Consider the following 21,312-nt stretch of genomic DNA (forward strand, 5'->3'; position numbering starts at 1 on the left):
AATAACAAAAAAAGAGAACACCGGAATGCTCTCTTTTCCAGATTTAATTCAAAACAACACTATTTGACAAAGAGCCACAAAATGTACGCCGTTTTTATACCTTTATTTATTGAAAATTTTAGGACCTTTTCGCATATGCTTGCGATCATTTTTCGGGGTATCCATCTGTTTGGATCTGCCGCCACCCTGTTTCTTCTTGATTAATTCTAACATTTTTTCTTTTGAATTCATTTGTTCCACCACCTTCACGGCTTATTACTCAACCGACGCTTCTCTTTTCATTTTCTATCAATGGAGTAGTTCCATTATCCACATCACAAAATCTCATGATAGCAGAATATAAAACACTTGGCAATAATGACTTTTAGATAGAGAGCCTCGTTGCGTAAACTCAAATTCTTCTTGAAGTTAGCACTCCTAAGTAAAGAAATCGAGAATTCAGATTAAGATCCAAATTCTCGAAAAGCTATCAATTCAATTACTTCTCCACTCGAGTAAGCAAACTTACTGACTCCACATGATATGTTTGTGGGAACAAATCAATTGGCTGAATCTTTTTAGTCTCATAGCCTTTTTCAGCAAAAAGTGCCAAATCACGAGCAAGAGTTGCCGGGTTGCAAGAAATATAAATAATTTTTTCCGGAGCTACATCACTGGCAGCTTCAATGAATTTTGGTTCCAGTCCTTTGCGGGGGGGATCAACGAAAATCACAGTAGGATTCACATCTTCTCGTGCCCACTGCTGCATAACTTTTTCTGCTTTTCCGACTAAATAGGTTGCATTGTCGATTCCATTTTTTTCAGCATTATATTTTGCATCGGCAACAGCACTTTCAATGGTTTCCATTCCGTAAACATGGGCTACTCGTTTGGCTACCGACAATCCGATAGTTCCGATACCTGAATAAGCATCGACTACAATATCATCCTTTTGCAGATCAGCAAAATCAATAGCTGTTTGATACAGCAATTCTGTTTGCTGGGTATTGACTTGGTAGAAGGATTTCGCTGAAATTCGGTACGTATTGCCTAAAAGTTGATCTTCAATGTAGGCTTGACCATACAAAATAACTTCCTTTTCTCCCATAATGACATTGGTTTTTTCTTCATTGATATTTTGGATCACAGAAACTACATCAGGAATTTCATCATGGATTACGGATGCAATTTCTTTTCCTTTAAAGAATTTCTCTTTTTTGGTCACCAAAACCACCATCATTTGATGGGAGTAATGTCCGCGACGAATAACGATGTGCCGTAAGAAACCTTCATGTGCTTCTTCATTATAGGCTTTTACGTTGAAGCGTTGCAAAATCTCACGAACAGTGATGATAGCAGCATCAATTGCTGGATCCTGAATATAGAAATCCTCAATAGGCACAAGATCATGACTATTTTTTCGGTAAAAACCTGTTTGTAGCTTGCCGTCAATTTTTTTGACAGGAATTTGTGCTTTGTTCCGATAATGGGAAGGTACCGCCATACCAATCGTATCCAAAACAGGAACATCCGGCAATTTTGCCACCCGTTGCAGAAGATTTTTCACTTGTTTTTGCTTGAATAAAAGCTGTTGTTCATAGCTTAGATGGCTTAAAGGTGCAATTCCAGTACGAAGTAATTCTTCATTGACAACTTCTTGACGATCTGGACTTTTTTCAAGCCATTCGCTGATTTTTCCAAAGCCAAATTTAGGTCCAACTTTTAAAATTTTGATGCGGACTTTTTCGCCAGGTAATGCATTTTCAATAAATACAGGATAGTGATCAAATTTAGCAATTCCCATACCTTCATGGGTCAAATCGATGATCTCCACCGTATGCTGTTCATTTTTTTTGATTGGGTAGTCTTTCATTATTTACTCCTAATTTTTGACTTTTGTGACCATGCAATAGAAAAACACTTTACTACGCTTTTCGTGCAAAGTAAAGTGCTTTAATTTACTTTTTTTCTTCAGCAACTTTGCCGTCGCCATCAATATCCTCATCCGTCAGCCGTTCTACCTCTTTGATAAATCCTTTGCTGACTTCTTCGTAATCCTCTTCCTCAGTACCAACTAGCGCATCATCTGGTATTTCATCAATATTGGCAAACATTTCAATATGCTGATGGAGATTTTCGAAGGTCATCGGTGCATCACCGCCGTATTCCCCGTCTAAATTGATCATTAACCGTCCTTCTGAAGTTGGTGCTTCAACTACCAGCTTCGACGTTTTCGTATAGATCAACCGTTTGTCATTGACATGCTTGCCGCCATTTAACATTAGCGCCACTAAATGAACGATTTCAAAAATATTGGCAGTTTTCACAATAATCAAAGAGAATTTTCCGTCATCTAAGGTAGCATCAGGAACGATTTGCTCGAAGCCGCCAACTGAATTGGTTAATCCTAAGAAAAACATTGAGGCGTTTCCATCATATTCTCCATCGTCATATTTGAGGTGCATCTTGATTGGTTTAACTCGCGGCAGCAACTCTGCTCCCTTAACAAGATAAGCCAAATAACCAAAGGTACTCTTCAATTCAGAAGGTACATCATAGGTCAATTCTGTCAGATGTCCCCCCGCAGCGATGTTAATGAAATAATTATCTGTCGTTTTTCCGATGTCCATTTTGATTGTCTGATTTTTCAAAATCACTTCGGCGGCATCACGAATATTATCTCTTGGAATTTTCAATGCTCGAGCATAATCATTCGTTGTTCCAGCTGGGATAATTGCCATTTTTGGACGATTCGCCAAAGGTGCGATACCGTTGACAACCTCATTGATCGTGCCGTCTCCTCCAGCTGCCACCACAAGATCAAAGCCAGCCTCTCCCGAACGTTTTGCTTCAAACATTGCGGAATTTGGTTCCGGTGTAGTGGCAAACGCGCTGGCTTCATAGCCAGCACGTTCCAATACATCTAAAATGTCTGCAAGATTTCTTTTAAGGGTTTCTTTTCCTGAAGTTGGATTATAGATTACTCTAGCTTTTTTCATGATTGCCCCTCTTACCGTTTTGCTAATTCTTCTTGCAACAGTTTATTTACAACTGCCGGATTTGCCTTTCCTTTCGTGGCTTTCATAAGCTGCCCTACTAAGAAACCAACGGCACGATCTTTCCCGTTTTTGAAGTCTTCAATTGATTGTTGGTTTTTATCTAAAATTTCATTGATGATCGGTAAAAGCTGTGCAGGATCTGACAATTGGATCAATCCTTTTGCTTCCACCACTTCTTTGGCACTGCCACCGTTAGTAATTAATTCACGGAAAACTTTTTTCGCAATTTTTGAACTGATGGTACCGTCTGCAATCAATTGGATCATCCCCGCCAAATTGCTTGGTGTCAATTTCGTTTCAGCCAACTCAAGTTTTTCACTATTTAGATAAGCAGAAACTTCACCCATCAACCAGTTGGAGGCTTGCTTGGCATCTGCGCCATCTTTCAATGTTTCTTCAAAGAAATCCGACATTTCTTTTGATAGAGTCAGCACTTTTGCATCGTATTCTGGCAAGCCAAGTTCATTGACATAACGTACTCTGCGAGCAGCTGGTAATTCAGGCAGGGTTGCCTTTACTCGAGCAATCCACTCATCATCAATAACGAATCGCGGAATATCAGGTTCTGGGAAGTAACGATAATCACTTGACCCTTCTTTCACACGCATCAAAAGTGTTTTATTGGTAGTTTCGTCAAAACGGCGGGTTTCTTGCTGAATTTCTCCACCAGATAACAGAACCTTTGCTTGCCGTACTTCTTCAAATGCTAATCCTTTTTTTACAAAGCTCATGGAGTTCAGATTTTTTAATTCAGTTTTTGTTCCGAACTCTTCTTGCCCATAAGGACGTAAAGAAATATTCGCATCACAGCGCATGGAGCCTTCTTCCATCTTCACATCGGAAACTTCCGTAAACTGGATGATGGAACGTAAGGCTTCCAAATAGGCATAAGCTTCTTCTGGTGAACGCATATCTGCTTCAGAAACGATTTCGATCAACGGTGTTCCCTGACGGTTCAAATCAACATAAGAGTAACCGCCGATACCATGCATATTTTTTCCGGCATCTTCTTCTAAATGGACTCGTTCAATTCGAATTTTTTTCTTCTTGCCTTCAACCTCAATTTCAATCCATCCATCATGCCCAATAGGTTGATCGAATTGTGAAATTTGATATGCTTTGGGATTGTCAGGGTAAAAATAATTCTTCCGGTCAAAATGCGTGTCTCTTGAAATTTCGCAGTTTAACGCAAGGGCAGCTTTCATTCCAAATTCTACTGCGGCTTTGTTCATAACCGGTAGCACACCTGGATATCCCCAGTCGATTACATTGGTATTGCTGTTTGGTTCTGCTCCAAAATGAGCGGGTGCCGGTGAAAAGATTTTAGAGTTGGTTTTTAATTCTACGTGGACTTCTAATCCAATGACTGTTTCAAAATTCATTCCGCATTTCCCCCTAAAATCGCTGGTTTTTTCTTGTGAAATTCTGTTGCTTGTTCAAAGGCATAGGCTGCTTTGTACATCGTTGCTTCATCAAAGTGCTTGCCGATGATTTGTAATCCTACAGGTAAGCCCTCCGAGAAACCTGCTGGAACTGACATTCCAGGAAGTCCTGCTAAGTTTACAGGAATCGTCAAAATATCACTCATATACATAGTGATTGGATCGTTGATGTTTTCACCGATTCCAAAAGCTACAGTCGGTGATGCTGGACCAATAATCAAGTCGTAATCTGCAAAAACTTTTTCAAAGTCCTGTTTGATCATTGTCCGAACTTGACCGGCTTTTTTGAAGTAGGCATCATAATAGCCAGCACTTAATGAGAAAGTCCCCAACATAATCCGACGTTTTACTTCGGTACCAAACCCTTCACTACGAGAATTTACATAAACATCTTCCAAATTTTTGACATTTTCAGATCGGAAGCCATAACGGATTCCATCAAAACGTTGCAGATTTGAACTTGCTTCTGATGAAGCAATAATGTAGTAGACAGCTACGCCATATTTTGAATGAGGCAAGCTGACCTCTTCCACTGTTGCCCCTAATTCTTTAAAGGTTTCTGCAGCTTTCAAAATTGCTTCCTTCACGCCGGGTTGAACCCCTTCGCCTAAATATTCTTTTGGCAAAGCAATTTTCATTCCTTTGATTTCTCCCGTCAATCCTTCAGTAAAATCAGGAACAGAAATACCGGAAGATGTACCGTCCTTTTCATCAAAACCACTGATGGCATTTAGTGCCAAGGCATTGTCTTTGACGGTACGGGTCATTGGTCCGATTTGATCCAATGAGGAAGCAAAAGCAATCAAGCCAAAACGAGACACACGGCCATAAGTCGGCTTCATGCCCACGATTCCGTTGAATGAAGCTGGCTGACGAATCGAACCACCTGTGTCACTCCCTAATGAAACTGGAATTTGACCGGCCGCAACAGCTGCAGCCGAACCACCTGAAGAACCGCCAGGAACTTTAGAATGATCCCATGCATTTTTTGTTTTCTTGAAATAAGAGGTCTCAGTACTGCCCCCCATCGCAAATTCATCCATATTCAATTTACCAACTGGAATCATATCTGCTTGATACAATTTATCCATGACAGTTGCATCATAGATTGGTTCAAAATTTGACAGGATTTTTGAAGCTGCTGTCGTCAGAATATCTTTTGTAACAATATTATCTTTGATCCCAATAGGAATTCCTGCCAATACGTTGTCTTCTGAAATTCCTTTTTCATCAATCGCTTTTGCTTGGGCCATAGCTTTTTCTTCTACTGTGGTGATGAACGCATCGATTTCCGGTTCTGTTTCTTTGATCCGATCAAAAATTGCTTTAGTCAAATCCACTGAAGTGATTTCTTTTGAAACAAGCAATGCGTGTAATTCCTCTAAAGTTTTGTCATATAGTTTTTCCATTATGCACCAGCCTCCCCATTTTCGATGATTGCCGGTACTTTAATAAAGCCATCTTCTGATTCTGGAACATTTTTTAATAATTCATCACGATTCCAACCGGCTTGCGCGCGATCTGGTCGCATAACATTCACTGTTTCAACAACATTTGAAGTGAACGGCACTCCTTGTGTGTCTACCTCATCGAGTAATTCCACCATATCGATGATTTTTCCTAATTGCGTTGTGAATTCATGTCGCTCAGCATCTGAAAAAGATAACTTTGCTAATTTTGCTACATGTTTGACTTGTTCTTCACTAATCGCCATTGTACCCCTTCTTTCTAAAAATCTTCGTACAACTCTTTTTTTGATTTTCCTTACTTATAATGAAATACTTCACGCAATTTTGCAAGTAACTAATTAAAAACATAGGAAATTACTTCTTTTTCCCCTGCTTTTTTTGCTATAAAGGCTTGCGGACCGTCGATGGAATTGATTTGAACCTCGATTGTCCCGGAAGTCCCCTCAAAAATTGATTCGATTTGTTTTCCAATAAATTGGGTAAAACTGGTAATCTCAGTTTTACTATAATATTTTGAATAGATGCTCATTGTTACTGCTTGCACCTGATCTTCGACATAATAAGCACTACCGGTTACTCCCGCTAATTCTGGGAAGAAACCTTGTATGGCATCACGAAAGCTGGTAAATTTCGTATTCAAACCATCTTGTGTCGCATTGTTTTTCTCTCCAGAAGCCACTGGTAAAGTGACGTGCGCTTCAGTGACCCTATCAAACTGATCAATGGTCGTCCCGCCATCCTTGCTCACAGCAGAATAAATATAATTTCCGCCTCGAATGTCTTCTCTAGCTGCTTGTTCAAACAGTCCAACCATAATCGGCACTTTTTCCAGACCTGAAATTTTCCGCACACGGGTCAGTACAGCATTGACAGTTTTACGAGCATTTGCCATGATTTCATCCCGAGAGATTTCAACTGCTTCATCTCCCGAATAATCCACCGAATTAAATGCAAAGCCTAAACTGATTCCTCCCAAGGTTTTGCCGTCTTCCTTAATGAAATCTTGTTCCATCAACTGCTGAAAGATAATCGGCTTTTTTTCATCTTTGGGATTAAGCCCATCCGGATTATCATCACTTGCCCGATCCAACCAAGAACGAAGGGTCTCCTCATCAATTTTTTGTCCTTCTTGGAAATAATACGAATCCACCGAAAAGGTTTCATGAGAAAGCCGTAACAACCCATCTTCAAAATTCTGCTGGTTGTAGCCGCCGGTCATTTTCTCTGCATTTAACTTGCGGGCAGCACTGGTTTGGTATTGTCCGTCTTTCATCAATGCCTGGTAAGCGGAATTATCCACCCGACCAGTAGTGATACTTCCCCCACTGGTCTTCTCGCCTTCATTTACATTGGAAATCCCATTTTCTAAATTTCCACAGGCACTTAAGAAAAATATGGTCGCACCCAACAGAAGTATTTTTTTAGTTTTCATCTTCATGACTCCCTTCGATTGCTGCGACCATTTCTGCTTCATTCCAAACAGTGACGCCAAGAGTTTGCGCCTTGACTAATTTACTTCCTGCCTCTTCACCGGCAACGACAATATCGGTTTTCTTCGAAACACTACCAGTGACTTTTCCCCCTAGGTTTTCGATTCGCTCTTTTGCTTCTTCTCGCGTAAAATGCGTTAATTTTCCAGTTAAAACAACTGTTTTATCCTTAAAAGGAGACTCTATTTTTTCAAGCTCCCTGATAGTTTTTCCCTGATAGGCAAAATTGACACCAGCTTCGGCCAATTCACGAAGAAGTTCATGGACCTCCTCATTAGCAAAATAAGTCACCAAACTATCTGCGATGATCTCTCCGATTGCATCAAGCTGAATGATTTCTTCTTTTTTCGCCTCAGCAACCTGCCATAAATTACCAAAATATTCAGCTAGAATTTTCGCAGCTTTGCTGCCGACATGGCGGATTCCCAAACCAAACAGCAAACGTTCCACTGAATTTTCTTTACTCTGTGCGATAGCGGTCAATAAATTATTGGCTGATTTTTCTTTTATCTTATCTAAGGTGAGCAGTTGTTCCTCCGTTAACGAATACAAATCAGCGACATCTTTAACCAGTCCACGATCGTACATTTGAGCTAAAACCCGTGGACCTAACCCATCAATGTTCATAGCATTTCGCGAAACAAAATGACTCAAGCCTTCTTTGATTTGCGCAGGACATTTTGGATTAATACACCGCAGGGCAACTTCTTCGTCCAAATGAACCAATTCACTATTGCAAATTGGGCAATGGGTCGGAATCTGATAAGGCTGGCTATCCGCTGGACGTTCGTCGATCAAAACTTGTGCCACTTCAGGAATAATATCCCCAGCTTTATAAATCACTACTCTATCCTGTAAACGGATATCCTTCATCTTGATGTAATCAACATTGTGCAACGAGGCACGACTAACTGTTGTTCCAGCCACACGAACTGGGGTCATTACCGCAGTTGGCGTTACAACACCGGTACGGCCGACCGTCCATTCGATCGTTTCAATTGTTGTTTGAGCTTCTTCAGGAGGAAATTTATAAGCCGTTGCCCAACGAGGCGCTTTTACAGTAAAGCCAAGTTGATCCTGCTGATTGAAATCGTTGACCTTGATAACAACGCCATCAATTTCATAAGGCAGGTCTAATCGTTTTTCATGGTATTCTTCAATGTATGCCCAGATTTCTTCTACATTTTTGCATAGACGTTTTTCCGGATTGGTACGAAAACCGATCCGCGCTAATTCATTTAGCGCATCAAATTGGGTTTGTGCTTCCAATGGACCAAAATCAGCTACCGTATACAAAAAAGTGTTAAGGTTACGTTTTGCCGTAATTTTAGTATCTAGCTGCCGTAAACTTCCGGCAGCGGCATTTCTCGGATTCGCAAAAACATCCAACCCAGCTTCTTCCCTTTGTTCATTTAGCGAAACAAAAGATTTTTTCGGCATATAGCATTCGCCGCGAACCTCAACAGATATCGGTTCTTGTAAACGCAAAGGAATCGATTTGACGGTTTTCAGGTTCTCCGTGATATTTTCTCCTACGGTGCCGTCTCCTCGAGTCGCTCCTCGAACGAAGATTCCTTCTTCGTAACGCAACGAAATAGAAAGTCCATCGATTTTCAATTCACACACGTAAGAGACTTGTTCTCCCAGCGCCTTCTTTACCCGTTCGTCAAAAGCAATAATCTCTTCTTTGCTGAATACATCACTCAAACTGTAAAGAGGACGATCATGGACTGCTTTTTCAAAGCCTTGAAGCACTTGTCCACCGACTCGCTGTGTGGGCGAGTCAGCAGTAACGAGCTGTGGATATTGCGCTTCAATCTCCGCCAATTCATGGTACAGCCGATCATAGATATAATCTTCTACTGTCGGTTGATCTTGAACATAATACTCATAGGCGTAGCGATTCAACTGCTCTCTGATTTTTTCTGCCTTTTCGGAAATCTTATTTATTTCTGGTTGGCTCATATCAGCTGTCCTTTCTTATAATTTCTCGATTGGGGCAAAAGCCGCCAATAATTTTTTAACACCTTGTTCAGGAAAAGCAACATCCAACTCTACATCTTTGGCTGTACCGTTTGTACGAACCACCGTGCCGATTCCCCATTTCTTATGTTTCACTTTATCGCCGGCTTTCCAATCAGCGGAATCTCCACCAGTTTCTTGACGGCTGGATACAACCCGCTGTGTTGGCTGTACATAAGCAGGTTTGAAGACTTTAGGATCAAAAGTTCGCACAGGTTTTTGATGAATACTGCCCGTTCGGCTTCCCTTATTAGCCAGTAATTCTCCTTCAATCTCTTCGATAAAACGAGACGGACGATTATACTGCGTTCGCCCATATAAAGTTCGAGAAAAAGCATTTGTCAAATATAATTCTTCTTCAGCTCGAGTGATCCCGACATAAGCCAATCGTCGTTCTTCTTCTAATTCTGCTTCTTCCAGCAAGGCACGGGAAAGAGGAAAGACGCCTTCTTCCATCCCTACTAAAAAGACAACTGAAAACTCCAAGCCTTTTGCTGCATGCAGGGTCATCAAAGTGACTTGGCTGGCTTCTTCTTCGTAACTATCAACATCCGATAACAGCGCCAAATCATTAAGGAAGATTGTTAATTTATCTTCAGCTTCCATTTCTTCTCGTTCAAAACGTTTATCAAATTCCTGCGTCACTGAAAGAAACTCTTCTAAGTTTTCTAAACGAGTTTGTGCCTCCAACGTATTTTGTCGTTTCAATTCATCTTCATAGCCGGATTTAGTCAAAACTTCGGCGGTTAATTCTGTCACTGACAGAAAAGGAACCATCTTCGAAAAATCTGCGATCATTTCCCCGAAATCGCCTAATTCCCGACCAGCTTTTCCAGAAATATTAGCTAACTGGACATTTTCAGTAGCCTCTAGCAATGAAAATTCATGAAGTGCAGCAAAATCCCGTAATTTTTCAATAGAGCCCGGTCCGACACCACGTTTGGGTACATTGACGATTCGTTCAAAACTGATTGAGTCTTTGGGATTGGCAATCACTTGCAAATAAGCCAAAATATCTCTAATTTCTTTGCGGTCGTAGAATTTGTGCCCGCCAACCATTTTATAAGGGATATTGGCTTTTAAGAAAGTTTCTTCCACGACACGTGATTGCGCATTGGTTCGATAAAGCACTGCGAAATCGCCGTATTTTCGTTGATTGTCACTAATCTGACGCAAAATCTCTGAAACGATAAATTGTCCCTCGTCCCGTTCATTGTCTCCACGATAATAGGTGATTTTTTCTCCGTCGTTGTTTTCCGTCCACAGTTGCTTTTCTTTCCGGTTGCGATTATTTTGAATCACTTGGTTTGCCGCAGCCAAAATCGTTTTGGTGGAACGATAATTTTGTTCTAATAAAATAACAGATGCATCTGGATAATCTTTTTCAAAATCCAAAATATTCTGCATATCGGCTCCCCGCCAACCATAGATACTTTGATCTGCATCACCAACAACACACAAATTGCGGAAACGAGCCGCAAGCATATTGACCAATGTATACTGCGCATGGTTCGTGTCTTGGTATTCATCGACGTGGATATAATGAAATTTAGACTGGTAATAGGTCAAAGAATCTGGATGCTCATTGAAGAGACGAATCGTATTCATAATCAGATCATCAAAATCCATACACTGATTGGTTCGCAATTCTTTTTGATACAGGTGATAACAACGAGCAACGATTTGTTCAAAAAAGCTGCCTTGTAAAGCTTCTACATCGTCAGGCGTCTGCAAAGCATTTTTTGCATTGGAGATTGCGCCTAAAATCGATCGGGCATCGTATTTCTTTGGATCAATATTCAATTCTTTTAGCACTCGTTTCATCAATGTCAATTGTTCTGATGAATCGATGATTGTAAAATTTCGCGAGTAACCGATGAAATCGACATCCCGGCGCAAAATCCGCACACACATGGAGTGGAAAGTCGAAACCCAGACGTCTGCTCCTTCTGCACCCAGCAGATTTCCAACACGTTCCTTCATTTCTTTTGCTGCTTTATTTGTAAAGGTGATTGCTAAAATATTCCAAGGATTAACTTCCTTTTCTTCAATTAAATAAGCAATTCGATGGGTCAATACGCGGGTTTTTCCGCTACCGGCTCCGGCCATCAATAATAATGGTCCTTCTGTTTGCTGCACGGCTTCTTTTTGTTTGGGATTCATCCCTTGTAGCAAGTTTTTCCTGGATGACATAACGAAACATCCTTTCCATTTCAATCCTCCCAATTATAGCATTTTCCCTCTTGTCATAAAACGGCTAATAGGAAAACTTTTTTAAATTTCAATAAAACCCCAACTATTCTTCTAAGAAACAATGAAAATCATTTTTATTTTTTCTGAATCTCCTTTTTTCTTCGGATTACCCTTGTCAGCACAATAAAAACAAGCTACATTAAATAAGGAAATGAGTGAAAAAAATGAGTAAAATAAACTATTTAGATGAAACACGAATAAAATATATTGGAAAAGGGGTTTTAGTGGGTGCTTGTGCCGGCTTCATTGTTAGTCTCTTTCGGTTGTTTATTGCAACCTTGAGCACTTGGGTGACTGATGCGTACCTTTTTTTTCATGAGGAACCGTTGTGGCTGATTCCTTGGATACTACTTTCATCTATCATTGCTGTTTTTGTCGGTCTACTGGTAAAAAGTGAACCGGACATCAAAGGTAGCGGGATTCCCCAAGTCGAGGGTCAGCTACGGGATGAAATCCACGTTCCCTGGTTCCCCGCTTTATGGAAAAAATTTATCGGCGGTGTGCTTTCTGTCGGCATGGGATTGTTTTTAGGGCGTGAAGGACCATCAATCCAACTGGGTGCCAGTGTCGGACAAGGTTTTGCCAAAAAATGGCAGGCAGAAAATTCTGAGACAAAAGTTCTGATTTCCAGTGGTGCCAGCGCAGGACTTGCCGCCGCCTTCAACGCACCGATTGCTGGATTGCTTTTTGTCGTAGAAGAAGTACATCATAATTTTTCGCCTCTTGTTTGGTTGACTTCTTTCGCCTCAGCCATTACTGCAAATTTTGTTTCATTAACAATTTTTGGTTTGCAGCCGGTTCTTCATTTAGGCGCAATCGAATCCTTGCCCTTGCGGTATTATTGGTTGTTAATTCTTTTAGGTATTTTTTTAGGACTCTTAGGGCGCTTCTATCAGCTTGTATTATTATCATTGTCAAAATGGTTTCATAAATTACCACTTCCAGAGTACCTTCATGGCTTGATTCCTTTTTTGCTGGTGATCCCGATTGGTTGGTTCTTTCCTGATAGTTTGGGCGGTGGAAATCAAATCGTGATTCAGTTAGGACAAGCTTCGCCGACCTTACTAATTATGCTGGGACTTTTCTTGCTACGTTTTGTTTTCTCAATGATTTCCTACGGCTCATCTTTACCGGGAGGAATCTTTTTGCCTATTTTGACATTAGGTGCTGTTTTAGGTAGTTTGTTCGGCACGGCAGCAGTTCTTTGGTTTCACATTGATCCGATTTTTGTTAAGAATTTTATCATCGTGGCAATGGCCGGCTACTTTGCAGCAATCGGCAAGGCACCACTAACAGCAATCGTCTTAGTGACAGAAATGGTCGGCTCGTTAGTTCACTTGATGCCGTTGGGAGTTGTTGCGCTGGTTGCGTATGTCGTGGTGGATTTATTAGGCGGCAATCCAATCTATGAATCACTATTAGAACGATTGGTGCAAACTAAACCTTCTGATATTCAAGGAAAAAAACTTGTACTTGAATGGCCGATTACCGTTGAAAGCTCTTTGGATGGACTGATGATTCGTGACTTTAATTGGCCGGCAAATATGCTGCTGATTTCGATTCGACGGGGAGATCACGAACTACTGACTCACGGGGATACCATTATGAAGTTAGGAGACACATTGCGGATTCTGACTGACGATACCAATGTTGCAGAAGTTCGGCAAACGATTCAACAACGTTCAGCAAAGACATTGATCTAAAAAAAGAACCTTCCCGGCAACTAAATCGGGAAGGTTCTTTTTAATTATAGCCAAAATCAGCAGCAATTTCTTCGTTTAAATAAACAGAAATGGAGCCATCCTTCACAGGAAAAACCCCTTTGCCGTTTTCATCAAGGACAACCTTTTCTTGCTGATTGTTCAACACGTCCACGAAAGTTTTTCCTGCATGGATACCGCTGATGGTCATTTCTTTTTCACCACCAGACCCATTCGTCATGAGTACGGCAAATCCTGAATACTCATGCTCAAAATCTCCTGTCATCACCCAACCAATCCGATCGGGGTCATCAAAATAATCCACTTGATTACCAAACGCTAATTGTTGTCGGATTGCCATCAAGGTCTCAAGATCTTGACCGACAGGATTAATTTTTTGTGTTGGAATTCCATAAAGATCTCCCCAAAAAACGGTTGGAATTCCTGCCTTGCGCAATAAAATCAAGGCATAAGCATGTACCTTGAACCAGCCATCAATCCACGACTCCAAACTCTGCCCCTTTTGCGTATCATGGTTATCAACAAAAGTCACCGCATAATCTGGACGAGAAGCAATCAGGGTATTCGCAAAAATTTCCCGCATGTCAAAACTTCCCATCGACGAACTGGCACGATAAAAATTAAAATGCAAAGGAACGTCAAAAAGTGCAATCAAATTACCGGAAGCATCAATATACTCCTCCAATTTAGTTACTTCATCCGCCCAATATTCCCCGACAACAAACAAGGAATCTTTTTTTTCTTTTCGCCGCTGCAACAACCAATCCACAAAAAAATCAAATTGGATATGTTTGACTGCATCTAAACGGAAACCATTGACATTTGTTTCTTCCAAATACCATTTTCCCCATTTATTTAATTGCTCTGCCGTCTCAGGATTCTCCATATCCAGATCACAGCCCATCAAATAGTCAAAATTCCCTTTTTCCCTATCGACCTCTTCGTCCCAACCTTTATCAGCAAAATTAAAAATCGCATGATTAGATCGTCGAGCATCATAGTCTACTCCAGAAAAGTTTTTCCAAGTCCAAGAATACGTATTGTATTTTCCTTGGCGACCGGGAAAAGTGAATTTGGTCCAAGCTTCAATTTCTTCTTCTCCGCTGATTGCTTGGTTACGATTATCCCAATTGTATTCTACCGCCGAGACTCGCTCTATCTCGTCTGCTCCCATAAAATGATTGAACACTATATCCCCATATACCGCGATTCCTTGATTTTGCAAGGCTTGAATCGCTGCTAAATATTCTGCTTTCGTTCCATACTTCGTAGCAACGCTTCCTTTTTGATCAAACTCTCCTAAATCATACAGATCATACGTGCCGTATCCCACATCTTCTGATCCGGCAGCACCTTTAGAAGCTGGCGGCAGCCAAACGGCGGTGATCCCTAACTGTTGCAACGCTGCGGCTTTCTCTTTTATCGTTTGCCAATGAGTGCCGTCAGCAGGCAATTCCCATTGAAACGCTTGTAAGATTAATTGATTGTTCATTATCTATCCTCCTAATCCCGTGACTGTTATTGCACTTTTTTAGCAAATGGTCCTTCTTCCATTAAGCCAAGAAGCAGAAAAAAAGTCAAAAGAAATCCGTATGATTGCTTCTCTGCTCGTTTATGGCGGATTCGTAGGGATCGAGGTGACCGTTTTTGAAATAATTTGATTGTTTTTGATTGAATAAATAAAAAGAATATGCTAGGATAAAAAACGAAGAGGTGAATGCAAATGCTTACAGAGGAACGCCAACAAAAAATTCTCTCCCTATTAGAAGAAAAAAACATCGTCAAACTTCATGAACTGACTAATGCTCTTGGGGCCTCCGAGTCGACGATTCGCCGTGATCTTCAAGAATTGGAAGATCAACAACTCTTAACCCGCATCCACGGCGGTGCTAAAAAGATTCAGCGTCTCGGTGTGGAACCAACGATGCTGGAAAAAACCCAGAAAAACGCAACAGAAAAAAAAGCAATCGCACAACAAGCAGTGAATCAGCTTCATAAAAATGAAGTCATCTATTTAGATGCCGGATCCACCACCTACGAAATGATCCCACTATTGCCGACTCATTTTGATCTTAAAGTTGTGACTAATTCTGTCAAACATGCTGCTCTACTGATTGATCGACAAATAGCAACGATTATTATCGGTGGAACGATAAAACTTTCAACAAATGCTGCGATGGGGTCTACCAGCGCACAGCAGTTAAAACAATACCGTTTTAACAAAACGTTTTTAGGGATGAACGGTGTGGAAGATCACTGCGGACTTACTACCCCTGATCCAGAAGAAGCTGCTTTGAAACGATTAGCAATTGAGAATAGTGAACAAACGTTTGTTTTGATTGATCACTCAAAATTTCAGCAAATCACTTTTACGCAGGTAGCACCTTTAGACAGCAGCATCACGCTGATTACCGATCACGTTCCTGATGGCTATCGTTCCCTTTATCCCGAAACTACTATTATGGAGGTCAAACAATGATTTACACCGTTACTCTTAATCCATCCATCGACTTTATCGTTCACGTCGACCATTTTCAAGTGGACGCTCTGAATCGCATGACAAAAGATCTCAAGCTTCCCGGTGGAAAAGGACTGAATGTCTCCCGAATTTTAAAACGCTTAGGCCAAGATTCAGTCGCTACCGGCTTTTTAGGGGGATTTACCGGCCGCTTTATTCATGACTGGCTGACTGAAGAAGGTATCACTCAACAATTTACTTCAGTCAAAAACGATACCCGAATCAATATCAAACTCAAATCAGATACTGAAACGGAAATCAACGGGTTAGGACCAGACATTTCTTCACAAGAAATCGAGCAGTTGAAAAAAAACTTAGAAAAAGCTGGTAAAGGAGATATCGTCATTCTTTCCGGCAGCAAACCAGCAAATCTTCCTGAAGGTTTCTACAACGAGTTGGTTACCCTTGTTAAACGCAACGGGGCTGACTTTATCATTGATACGACTGGCAAAGACCTTTTACAGTCTTTGGAGCAGCACCCACTATTAGTGAAACCAAATAACCACGAGCTAGCGGAACTTTACCAAACCAGCTTCACAACAATCGCAGAAATCCTGCCTTTTGGAAAAAAACTTTTAGAAGACGGAGCGCAACATGCAATTATTTCAATGGCTGGTGACGGCGCCTTGCTGTTTACACAAGATGGAATCTATCAGTCCAACGTATTAAAACGTCCAGTAAAAAATTCAGTGGGTGCCGGTGATTCGATGATTGCTGGTTTTATCGGTGAATATGCCAAAACACAAGATGCCCTTTCCGCTTTCAAATGGGGAGTTGCTTGTGGCAGTGCCTCTGCTTTTTCCGATGATTTGGCAACGAAAGAATTCATTGACAGTTTATTACCCGAAGTCAAGGTTACACCTATTGACTAAGAGTAAGAGCAACTGATTATTTTTAACAAAGAGAAATACCCAATGACGAACGATGCCGTTTTGTATTAAAAAGAGGAGGAGAAAAATGAACATCAAGGATTTATTGATTAAAGATGCAATGATCATGGATTTGCAAGCAACCGACAAACAAGGTGCCATTGATGAAATGGTTCAAAAAATGTTTGATACTGGTCGTATTTCAGATATTGCTACCTACAAAGAAGGCATTTTGGCACGTGAAGCCCAAACTTCAACAGGTTTAGGTGACGGAATCGCTATGCCCCATGCAAAAAATGCGGCTGTAAAAGAAGCAACTGTTCTTTTTGCAAAAAGTAACAAAGGATTGGATTACGAAGCGTTGGACGGACAACCAACCTATCTTTTCTTTATGATCGCTGCTCCAGAAGGCGCAAATGATACTCACCTGCAAGCCTTAGCACAATTAGCACGACTGTTGGTGGATCCAGAATTTGTCGACCGTTTAAAGAAAGCCGAAACACCTGATGATGTCCAAAAACTTTTTCAAGAGGCGGAGGCGGACAAAGAAGCCGAAGAAAAAGCCGAAACAGCAGAAACAACTGAAAAAGAAGATCAACCCTATATCGTAGCAGTCACTGCTTGTCCAACCGGCATCGCCCACACCTATATGGCAGAGGATGCTTTAAAGAAAAAAGCCAAAGAAATGGGCGTGGCTATCAAAGTTGAAACAAACGGATCGGAAGGAATCAAGCATCGACTAACTGATGAAGATATTGCTCGTGCCAAAGGAGTCATTGTTGCCGCCGATAAAAAAGTGGAGATGAATCGGTTTGATGGCAAACCTTTAGTCAATCGCCCTGTAAGTGACGGCATCCGTAAACCAGAAGAATTAATCAATGAAGCCCTCAGTGGAAAGGCACCTCTATTTCATGGAGATGGGCAAGCAGCCGCCGATTCTCACCAAGCAGATGGAACTGTTGGGCAACGAATCTATAAAGATTTGATGAATGGTGTTTCGCATATGTTACCTTTCGTAATCGGTGGTGGGATTGCAATCGCCCTCTCCTTCCTGATTGATCAATCCTTAGGTGTGCCACAAGCCAATTTAGCTGATTTAGGAAATTACAATGAAGTGGCCAGTTGGTTCAATCAAATCGGCAGTGCCGCTTTTGGTTTCATGTTACCGGTTCTTGCTGGATTTATCGCTTCCAGTATTGCTGATCGTCCAGGATTAGTCGTTGGTTTTGCAGCCGGTGCGTTGGCAAATACCGGAGGTGCCGGATTTTTAGGTGCACTTGTTGGCGGCTTTTTGGCCGGCTACGTTGTCTTATTTTTACGAAAGATTTTCAAAGGATTACCAAAATCGTTAGATGGAATCAAAACAATCCTTTTCTATCCGGTGTTTGGCTTGATCATCACTGGTCTGATGATGTTGGTCATCAATATTCCCATGAAAATCATTAATGATGGCTTGAACAGCTTCTTAACGGGCATGAGCGGAACCAATGCGGCATTGTTAGGTGCTTTGCTGGCCGGAATGATGGCGACCGACCTTGGCGGACCGATCAATAAAGCCGCTTATGTTTTCGGTACAGCTACCTTGGCCAGTACCGTAGCCGACGGCGGAAGTGTTGTCATGGCAGCGGTCATGGCTGGCGGAATGGTACCTCCATTAGCAATTTTTGTCGCTACTCGTCTTTTTAAAAATAAGTTTACCCAAGACCAACTGGATGCTGGCTTAACCAATATCGTGATGGGCCTCTCCTTTGTAACAGAAGGTTCAATCCCTTTTGCAGCAGCTGACCCATTGCGGGCAATTCCAAGTTTTGTTGCCGGTTCAGCGGTGACAGGAGCATTAGTAGGTGCTTTAGGAATTAAATTATTAGCTCCTCACGGTGGGATTTTCGTGGTATTCTTACTAAGCAATCCGCTGCTTTATCTTTTATTTATTCTGATTGGATCACTTATTTCCGGTGTAATCTTTGGACTTTTGAAGAAAAAAATTAATTAACTTTAACGCCCCGTATCCTCTAGCGATACGGGGCGTTACTCATTCTTTTTTCACTTCTCTTTCAAGATAATAACAAAGTGCCAAACCACCGACAAAAGAAACAAGGCCAATCGGAATTTTCAAAGCAAAGTCAGGCAGTAAAAATAAGAAAAATGCGAGTACTGCAATCGGCAGCATCACTTTTAAAAATAATTTATCATCCATTCAATCAGCCTCCTAGTCCTCTTGTTTCCAGTTGTTCAAAGGTCGAATAATTCATGAAAACAACACGTAAATGGTTTTTCCCTTTCTTTAAATCAAAGAAGGATTTTCCTTTTCGCTGTCTTAAACGACTAAAGCGAATATCCGTCATAGTTTCCTTCAATTTTTTGAAGGGGATTTTTTTTAAATAGTCGTCCGGAATATAAATCGTCAAAATCGCCTTGAATTCAGGATAATTTTCATCACAAACATTGATTTCCAAATAGTTGCGAATATAATACATGTACGCCGAAAATCCTTCATCAATGGCATATTCAGGATTTAACACAAGATAATTCATCATCTTCATTCCTTGTTCATCTACCCAGGGAAAATAAGCTCGTGCATTTAGTTCGCCCTTCACTCGTTTTTCCTGATAATGACGGCGAACGATATCATACGTCCGTGTAACAAAATGGGAAGCTTTTTTCTTTTCGATTGGCTGCAAGCGATCATTTTGGTATTGCACAGTTTGAATCATATTGCCATTAAATGCATATTCTACAAATGGTTCCCGAAAAATTCCCACGCCATTGTCCCATGCCAATTGATCGATCCCAATTTGATCACGAAACAACCGTTGATAGTCCGCATTTGCCGACTCATCCCAACGAAAAGGATCTTTGTATAATTCAATAATTACCAGCTCATCGATTTGCTGTACCCGTTCCACCTGCTGAATATCGGCAAATAAAGGCAGAGGAATGATTTGGTGGTAGCTAGTATGAAAATAGAGCCGCCAACACGAAGTCAGCCAGAATCCACGATAATTCACATCGTACCCAGAAAATTGATTGCAGTCTACAATCACTTCTCCACGAAAGTTTTTCCTTTTTGGCAACTCATCTACTTCTTCTTGTGTCTCAAAAAGTAATCGCTGTTCAATCTTTTCTGTATTGTGATAGAGATATTCATCATAGGAGCGAATCGACGCAAACAATCCCTTTTGGTGAGCCTGCGTTTCTACGTAATTGAGAAATAATTCTCGTTTTTCTTCAAAAATCTTCCTTTGAATAATGTGCTTTTCTAATAACTCTCCTTCAAACAAATAAAAGGTGGACTCATTCGTCCCATTTCCAACAATGATCGAAAAATCTTCATGAGTGCCTAATTGCTCAATAGTTTCTCGGCAACGAATCAGGGAAAATTGGGTATAGGATTCCTCTGCGATTTTCATATAGATTGGTTCATACAATAAACGAATCAGAACAAACCAATCCTGCGTGTGCCGCTGAATCATTTTTTTGGATAAAGAACGATATTGAATCGTCGCCATCACACGTTCGGTTTTTTGCATTTTTCCCCTCTCCTTTCGTTTTTTAATCATTTGCTAATCTAATTATAACGAAAACGCACAAGAAAAAAAAGAAATAGGTTCTAGCAAAAGCAATGAAAAAAGAAGCATTTCGTGCTAAACTAGACCTAGCGGAGGTGGCAATCATGGGCTTAAAATTTCAACGTGAAGATTCATTGGATAAAATGTTTGAAGAATTCGCCATTTTACCCGATCAAAAAGAAAAAGTAGTGGAAGAAAATAAAGCAATTGAACGTTTTCTAAAACCAGAAAAAAAGACAAAAGACAAAAAAAACGACCAAGACGATTAAACGTGTTGGTCGTTTTTGATTGCTTCTTCAATAGCCTGCCAAGCAGTTTCTTTTCCTTCTTTTGTCACAGAAGAGAAAATAATAAACTGATCTCTTGGATTAAAATTCAATGCATTTTTGATCATTGATTCATGTTTGTTCCATTTTCCTCGGGGAATTTTGTCTGCTTTGGTGGCGACAACGATGATTGGTATATGATAATAGCTCAAAAATTGATACATCTGAATATCTTCTTGACTAGGGGCATGACGCATATCAACTAAGGAGACGACCGCTTTTAGTTGCTCCCGCTGAGTGATATATGTTTCAATCATTTTTCCCCACTTTGCCCGTTCGGTTTTTGAAACTTTTGCATAACCATATCCTGGGACATCGACAAAATACAAACTTTCTTCAATTAAATAAAAATTCAACGTCTGGGTTTTTCCGGGTTTGGACGAGGTTCGTGCCAAATTCCGCCGATCAATCAACGTATTGATGAAAGAAGATTTCCCCACATTGGAGCGACCTGCCAAGGCAATTTCCGGCAGTTGGCTTTCGGGATATTGTTTCGGTGCAACTGCACTGATCACGATTTCGGCTGAGTGAACTTTCATGTTTTTACTCCTTTCAAACGAATGACAAACAGAGAGCCGGGACGAGAATTTCGTCG

Annotated in this window: 18 protein-coding genes; 5 read left to right on the top strand and 13 right to left on the bottom strand. The window is 40.8% G+C overall.

Annotated features, from left to right (window positions below; all coding sequences use genetic code 11):
• Positions 1-102 precede the first annotated feature (102 nt).
• The 9 genes from FFM66_RS11490 to pcrA all read right to left on the bottom strand — a co-directional run bounded on the left by FFM66_RS11490 (position 103) and on the right by pcrA (position 11,654).
• On the bottom strand, positions 103-231 hold the full coding sequence (locus FFM66_RS11490) for a hypothetical protein (protein WP_048602958.1): 129 nt from the start codon (positions 229-231) through the stop codon (positions 103-105).
• Between the two features lie 247 nt (positions 232-478).
• Positions 479-1,852 carry a 23S rRNA (uracil(1939)-C(5))-methyltransferase RlmD gene (gene rlmD, locus FFM66_RS07075; protein ID WP_137605448.1) on the bottom strand — a complete coding sequence of 458 codons (1,374 nt, stop codon included), beginning with the start codon at positions 1,850-1,852 and terminating at the stop codon, positions 479-481.
• Positions 1,853-1,937: 85 nt separating this feature from the next.
• A complete protein-coding gene (locus FFM66_RS07080; protein WP_048602960.1) occupies positions 1,938-2,978 on the bottom strand; it encodes a diacylglycerol kinase in 1,041 nt (346 codons plus the stop codon).
• A gap of 11 nt (positions 2,979-2,989) precedes the next feature.
• Positions 2,990-4,420, bottom strand: a complete 1,431-nt coding sequence (gatB, locus tag FFM66_RS07085; protein WP_048602961.1) for an Asp-tRNA(Asn)/Glu-tRNA(Gln) amidotransferase subunit GatB — start codon at positions 4,418-4,420, stop codon at positions 2,990-2,992.
• Positions 4,417-5,889 carry an Asp-tRNA(Asn)/Glu-tRNA(Gln) amidotransferase subunit GatA gene (gene gatA, locus FFM66_RS07090; protein WP_137605449.1) on the bottom strand — a complete coding sequence of 491 codons (1,473 nt, stop codon included), beginning with the start codon at positions 5,887-5,889 and terminating at the stop codon, positions 4,417-4,419. The genes gatB and gatA overlap by 4 nt, the downstream gene beginning before the upstream one ends.
• A complete protein-coding gene (gene gatC / locus FFM66_RS07095) occupies positions 5,889-6,194 on the bottom strand; it encodes an Asp-tRNA(Asn)/Glu-tRNA(Gln) amidotransferase subunit GatC (RefSeq protein ID WP_048602963.1) in 306 nt (101 codons plus the stop codon). The genes gatA and gatC overlap by 1 nt, the downstream gene beginning before the upstream one ends.
• A gap of 89 nt (positions 6,195-6,283) precedes the next feature.
• Positions 6,284-7,381 carry a CamS family sex pheromone protein gene (locus FFM66_RS07100; protein WP_137605450.1) on the bottom strand — a complete coding sequence of 366 codons (1,098 nt, stop codon included), beginning with the start codon at positions 7,379-7,381 and terminating at the stop codon, positions 6,284-6,286.
• Positions 7,371-9,404 (bottom strand): NAD-dependent DNA ligase LigA, encoded by a 2,034-nt coding sequence (gene ligA, locus FFM66_RS07105; protein WP_137605451.1) that lies wholly within the window; start codon positions 9,402-9,404, stop codon positions 7,371-7,373. The genes FFM66_RS07100 and ligA overlap by 11 nt, the downstream gene beginning before the upstream one ends.
• Before the next feature lie 15 nt (positions 9,405-9,419).
• The gene (gene pcrA, locus FFM66_RS07110) at positions 9,420-11,654 is read right to left on the bottom strand and encodes a DNA helicase PcrA (RefSeq protein ID WP_137605452.1); all 2,235 of its coding nucleotides are present in this window, start codon (positions 11,652-11,654) and stop codon (positions 9,420-9,422) included.
• 215 nt (positions 11,655-11,869) lie between these two features.
• Between pcrA and FFM66_RS07115 the strand changes: the two genes are divergently transcribed.
• Positions 11,870-13,417 carry a ClC family H(+)/Cl(-) exchange transporter gene (locus tag FFM66_RS07115; RefSeq protein WP_171000816.1) on the top strand — a complete coding sequence of 516 codons (1,548 nt, stop codon included), beginning with the start codon at positions 11,870-11,872 and terminating at the stop codon, positions 13,415-13,417.
• A 40-nt stretch (positions 13,418-13,457) separates the two neighbouring features.
• Here FFM66_RS07115 and FFM66_RS07120 read toward each other — a convergent pair whose 3' ends face one another.
• Positions 13,458-14,927: an alpha-amylase gene (locus FFM66_RS07120; protein ID WP_137605454.1), complete on the bottom strand. Its 1,470-nt coding sequence runs from the start codon at positions 14,925-14,927 to the stop codon at positions 13,458-13,460.
• A 231-nt stretch (positions 14,928-15,158) separates the two neighbouring features.
• On the opposite strand from FFM66_RS07120, the gene FFM66_RS07125 reads away from it, so the two are divergent.
• The 3 genes from FFM66_RS07125 to FFM66_RS07135 all read left to right on the top strand — a co-directional run bounded on the left by FFM66_RS07125 (position 15,159) and on the right by FFM66_RS07135 (position 18,815).
• Complete coding sequence (locus FFM66_RS07125) at positions 15,159-15,914, top strand: DeoR/GlpR family DNA-binding transcription regulator (protein ID WP_048602969.1); 756 nt, start codon at positions 15,159-15,161, stop codon at positions 15,912-15,914.
• The gene (pfkB, locus tag FFM66_RS07130; RefSeq protein ID WP_137605455.1) at positions 15,911-16,825 is read left to right on the top strand and encodes a 1-phosphofructokinase; all 915 of its coding nucleotides are present in this window, start codon (positions 15,911-15,913) and stop codon (positions 16,823-16,825) included. The genes FFM66_RS07125 and pfkB overlap by 4 nt, the downstream gene beginning before the upstream one ends.
• A gap of 85 nt (positions 16,826-16,910) precedes the next feature.
• Positions 16,911-18,815, top strand: a complete 1,905-nt coding sequence (locus tag FFM66_RS07135; RefSeq protein WP_137605456.1) for a PTS fructose transporter subunit IIABC — start codon at positions 16,911-16,913, stop codon at positions 18,813-18,815.
• Between the two features lie 39 nt (positions 18,816-18,854).
• Here FFM66_RS07135 and FFM66_RS11365 read toward each other — a convergent pair whose 3' ends face one another.
• Together FFM66_RS11365 and FFM66_RS07140 are read right to left on the bottom strand one after the other, a co-directional pair.
• Entirely contained in the window at positions 18,855-19,019 is a 165-nt protein-coding gene (locus FFM66_RS11365; protein WP_171000817.1) for a hypothetical protein, read from the bottom strand.
• 4 nt (positions 19,020-19,023) lie between these two features.
• Positions 19,024-20,352 carry a hypothetical protein gene (locus FFM66_RS07140; RefSeq protein WP_137605457.1) on the bottom strand — a complete coding sequence of 443 codons (1,329 nt, stop codon included), beginning with the start codon at positions 20,350-20,352 and terminating at the stop codon, positions 19,024-19,026.
• A 143-nt stretch (positions 20,353-20,495) separates the two neighbouring features.
• On the opposite strand from FFM66_RS07140, the gene FFM66_RS11370 reads away from it, so the two are divergent.
• Positions 20,496-20,660: an SPJ_0845 family protein gene (locus tag FFM66_RS11370; protein ID WP_171000818.1), complete on the top strand. Its 165-nt coding sequence runs from the start codon at positions 20,496-20,498 to the stop codon at positions 20,658-20,660.
• On the opposite strand, the gene yihA is transcribed toward FFM66_RS11370, so the two are convergent.
• Entirely contained in the window at positions 20,657-21,256 is a 600-nt protein-coding gene (gene yihA, locus FFM66_RS07145; protein WP_137605458.1) for a ribosome biogenesis GTP-binding protein YihA/YsxC, read from the bottom strand. The genes FFM66_RS11370 and yihA overlap by 4 nt on opposite strands.
• Positions 21,257-21,312: the final 56 nt, after the last annotated feature.

Source organism: Enterococcus songbeiensis (genome assembly GCF_005405265.1).
GTDB lineage: Bacteria > Bacillota > Bacilli > Lactobacillales > Enterococcaceae > Enterococcus_C > Enterococcus_C songbeiensis.

What these genes read in the sequence shown, in the direction of transcription:
- rlmD (WP_137605448.1), bottom strand. Translation starts at nt 1,852, where the DNA reads ATGAAAGACTACCCAATCAAAAAAAATGAACAGCATACGGTGGAGATC.
- FFM66_RS07135 (WP_137605456.1), top strand. Translation starts at nt 16,911, where the DNA reads ATGAACATCAAGGATTTATTGATTAAAGATGCAATGATCATGGATTTG.
- FFM66_RS07125 (WP_048602969.1), top strand. Translation starts at nt 15,159, where the DNA reads ATGCTTACAGAGGAACGCCAACAAAAAATTCTCTCCCTATTAGAAGAA.
- FFM66_RS11365 (WP_171000817.1), bottom strand. Translation starts at nt 19,019, where the DNA reads ATGGATGATAAATTATTTTTAAAAGTGATGCTGCCGATTGCAGTACTC.
- gatA (WP_137605449.1), bottom strand. Translation starts at nt 5,889, where the DNA reads ATGGAAAAACTATATGACAAAACTTTAGAGGAATTACACGCATTGCTT.
- FFM66_RS07080 (WP_048602960.1), bottom strand. Translation starts at nt 2,978, where the DNA reads ATGAAAAAAGCTAGAGTAATCTATAATCCAACTTCAGGAAAAGAAACC.
- pcrA (WP_137605452.1), bottom strand. Translation starts at nt 11,654, where the DNA reads ATGTCATCCAGGAAAAACTTGCTACAAGGGATGAATCCCAAACAAAAA.
- gatB (WP_048602961.1), bottom strand. Translation starts at nt 4,420, where the DNA reads ATGAATTTTGAAACAGTCATTGGATTAGAAGTCCACGTAGAATTAAAA.
- pfkB (WP_137605455.1), top strand. Translation starts at nt 15,911, where the DNA reads ATGATTTACACCGTTACTCTTAATCCATCCATCGACTTTATCGTTCAC.
- FFM66_RS11490 (WP_048602958.1), bottom strand. Translation starts at nt 231, where the DNA reads ATGAATTCAAAAGAAAAAATGTTAGAATTAATCAAGAAGAAACAGGGT.
- FFM66_RS07140 (WP_137605457.1), bottom strand. Translation starts at nt 20,352, where the DNA reads ATGCAAAAAACCGAACGTGTGATGGCGACGATTCAATATCGTTCTTTA.
- gatC (WP_048602963.1), bottom strand. Translation starts at nt 6,194, where the DNA reads ATGGCGATTAGTGAAGAACAAGTCAAACATGTAGCAAAATTAGCAAAG.
- FFM66_RS07120 (WP_137605454.1), bottom strand. Translation starts at nt 14,927, where the DNA reads ATGAACAATCAATTAATCTTACAAGCGTTTCAATGGGAATTGCCTGCT.
- ligA (WP_137605451.1), bottom strand. Translation starts at nt 9,404, where the DNA reads ATGAGCCAACCAGAAATAAATAAGATTTCCGAAAAGGCAGAAAAAATC.
- FFM66_RS11370 (WP_171000818.1), top strand. Translation starts at nt 20,496, where the DNA reads ATGGGCTTAAAATTTCAACGTGAAGATTCATTGGATAAAATGTTTGAA.
- FFM66_RS07100 (WP_137605450.1), bottom strand. Translation starts at nt 7,381, where the DNA reads ATGAAAACTAAAAAAATACTTCTGTTGGGTGCGACCATATTTTTCTTA.
- yihA (WP_137605458.1), bottom strand. Translation starts at nt 21,256, where the DNA reads ATGAAAGTTCACTCAGCCGAAATCGTGATCAGTGCAGTTGCACCGAAA.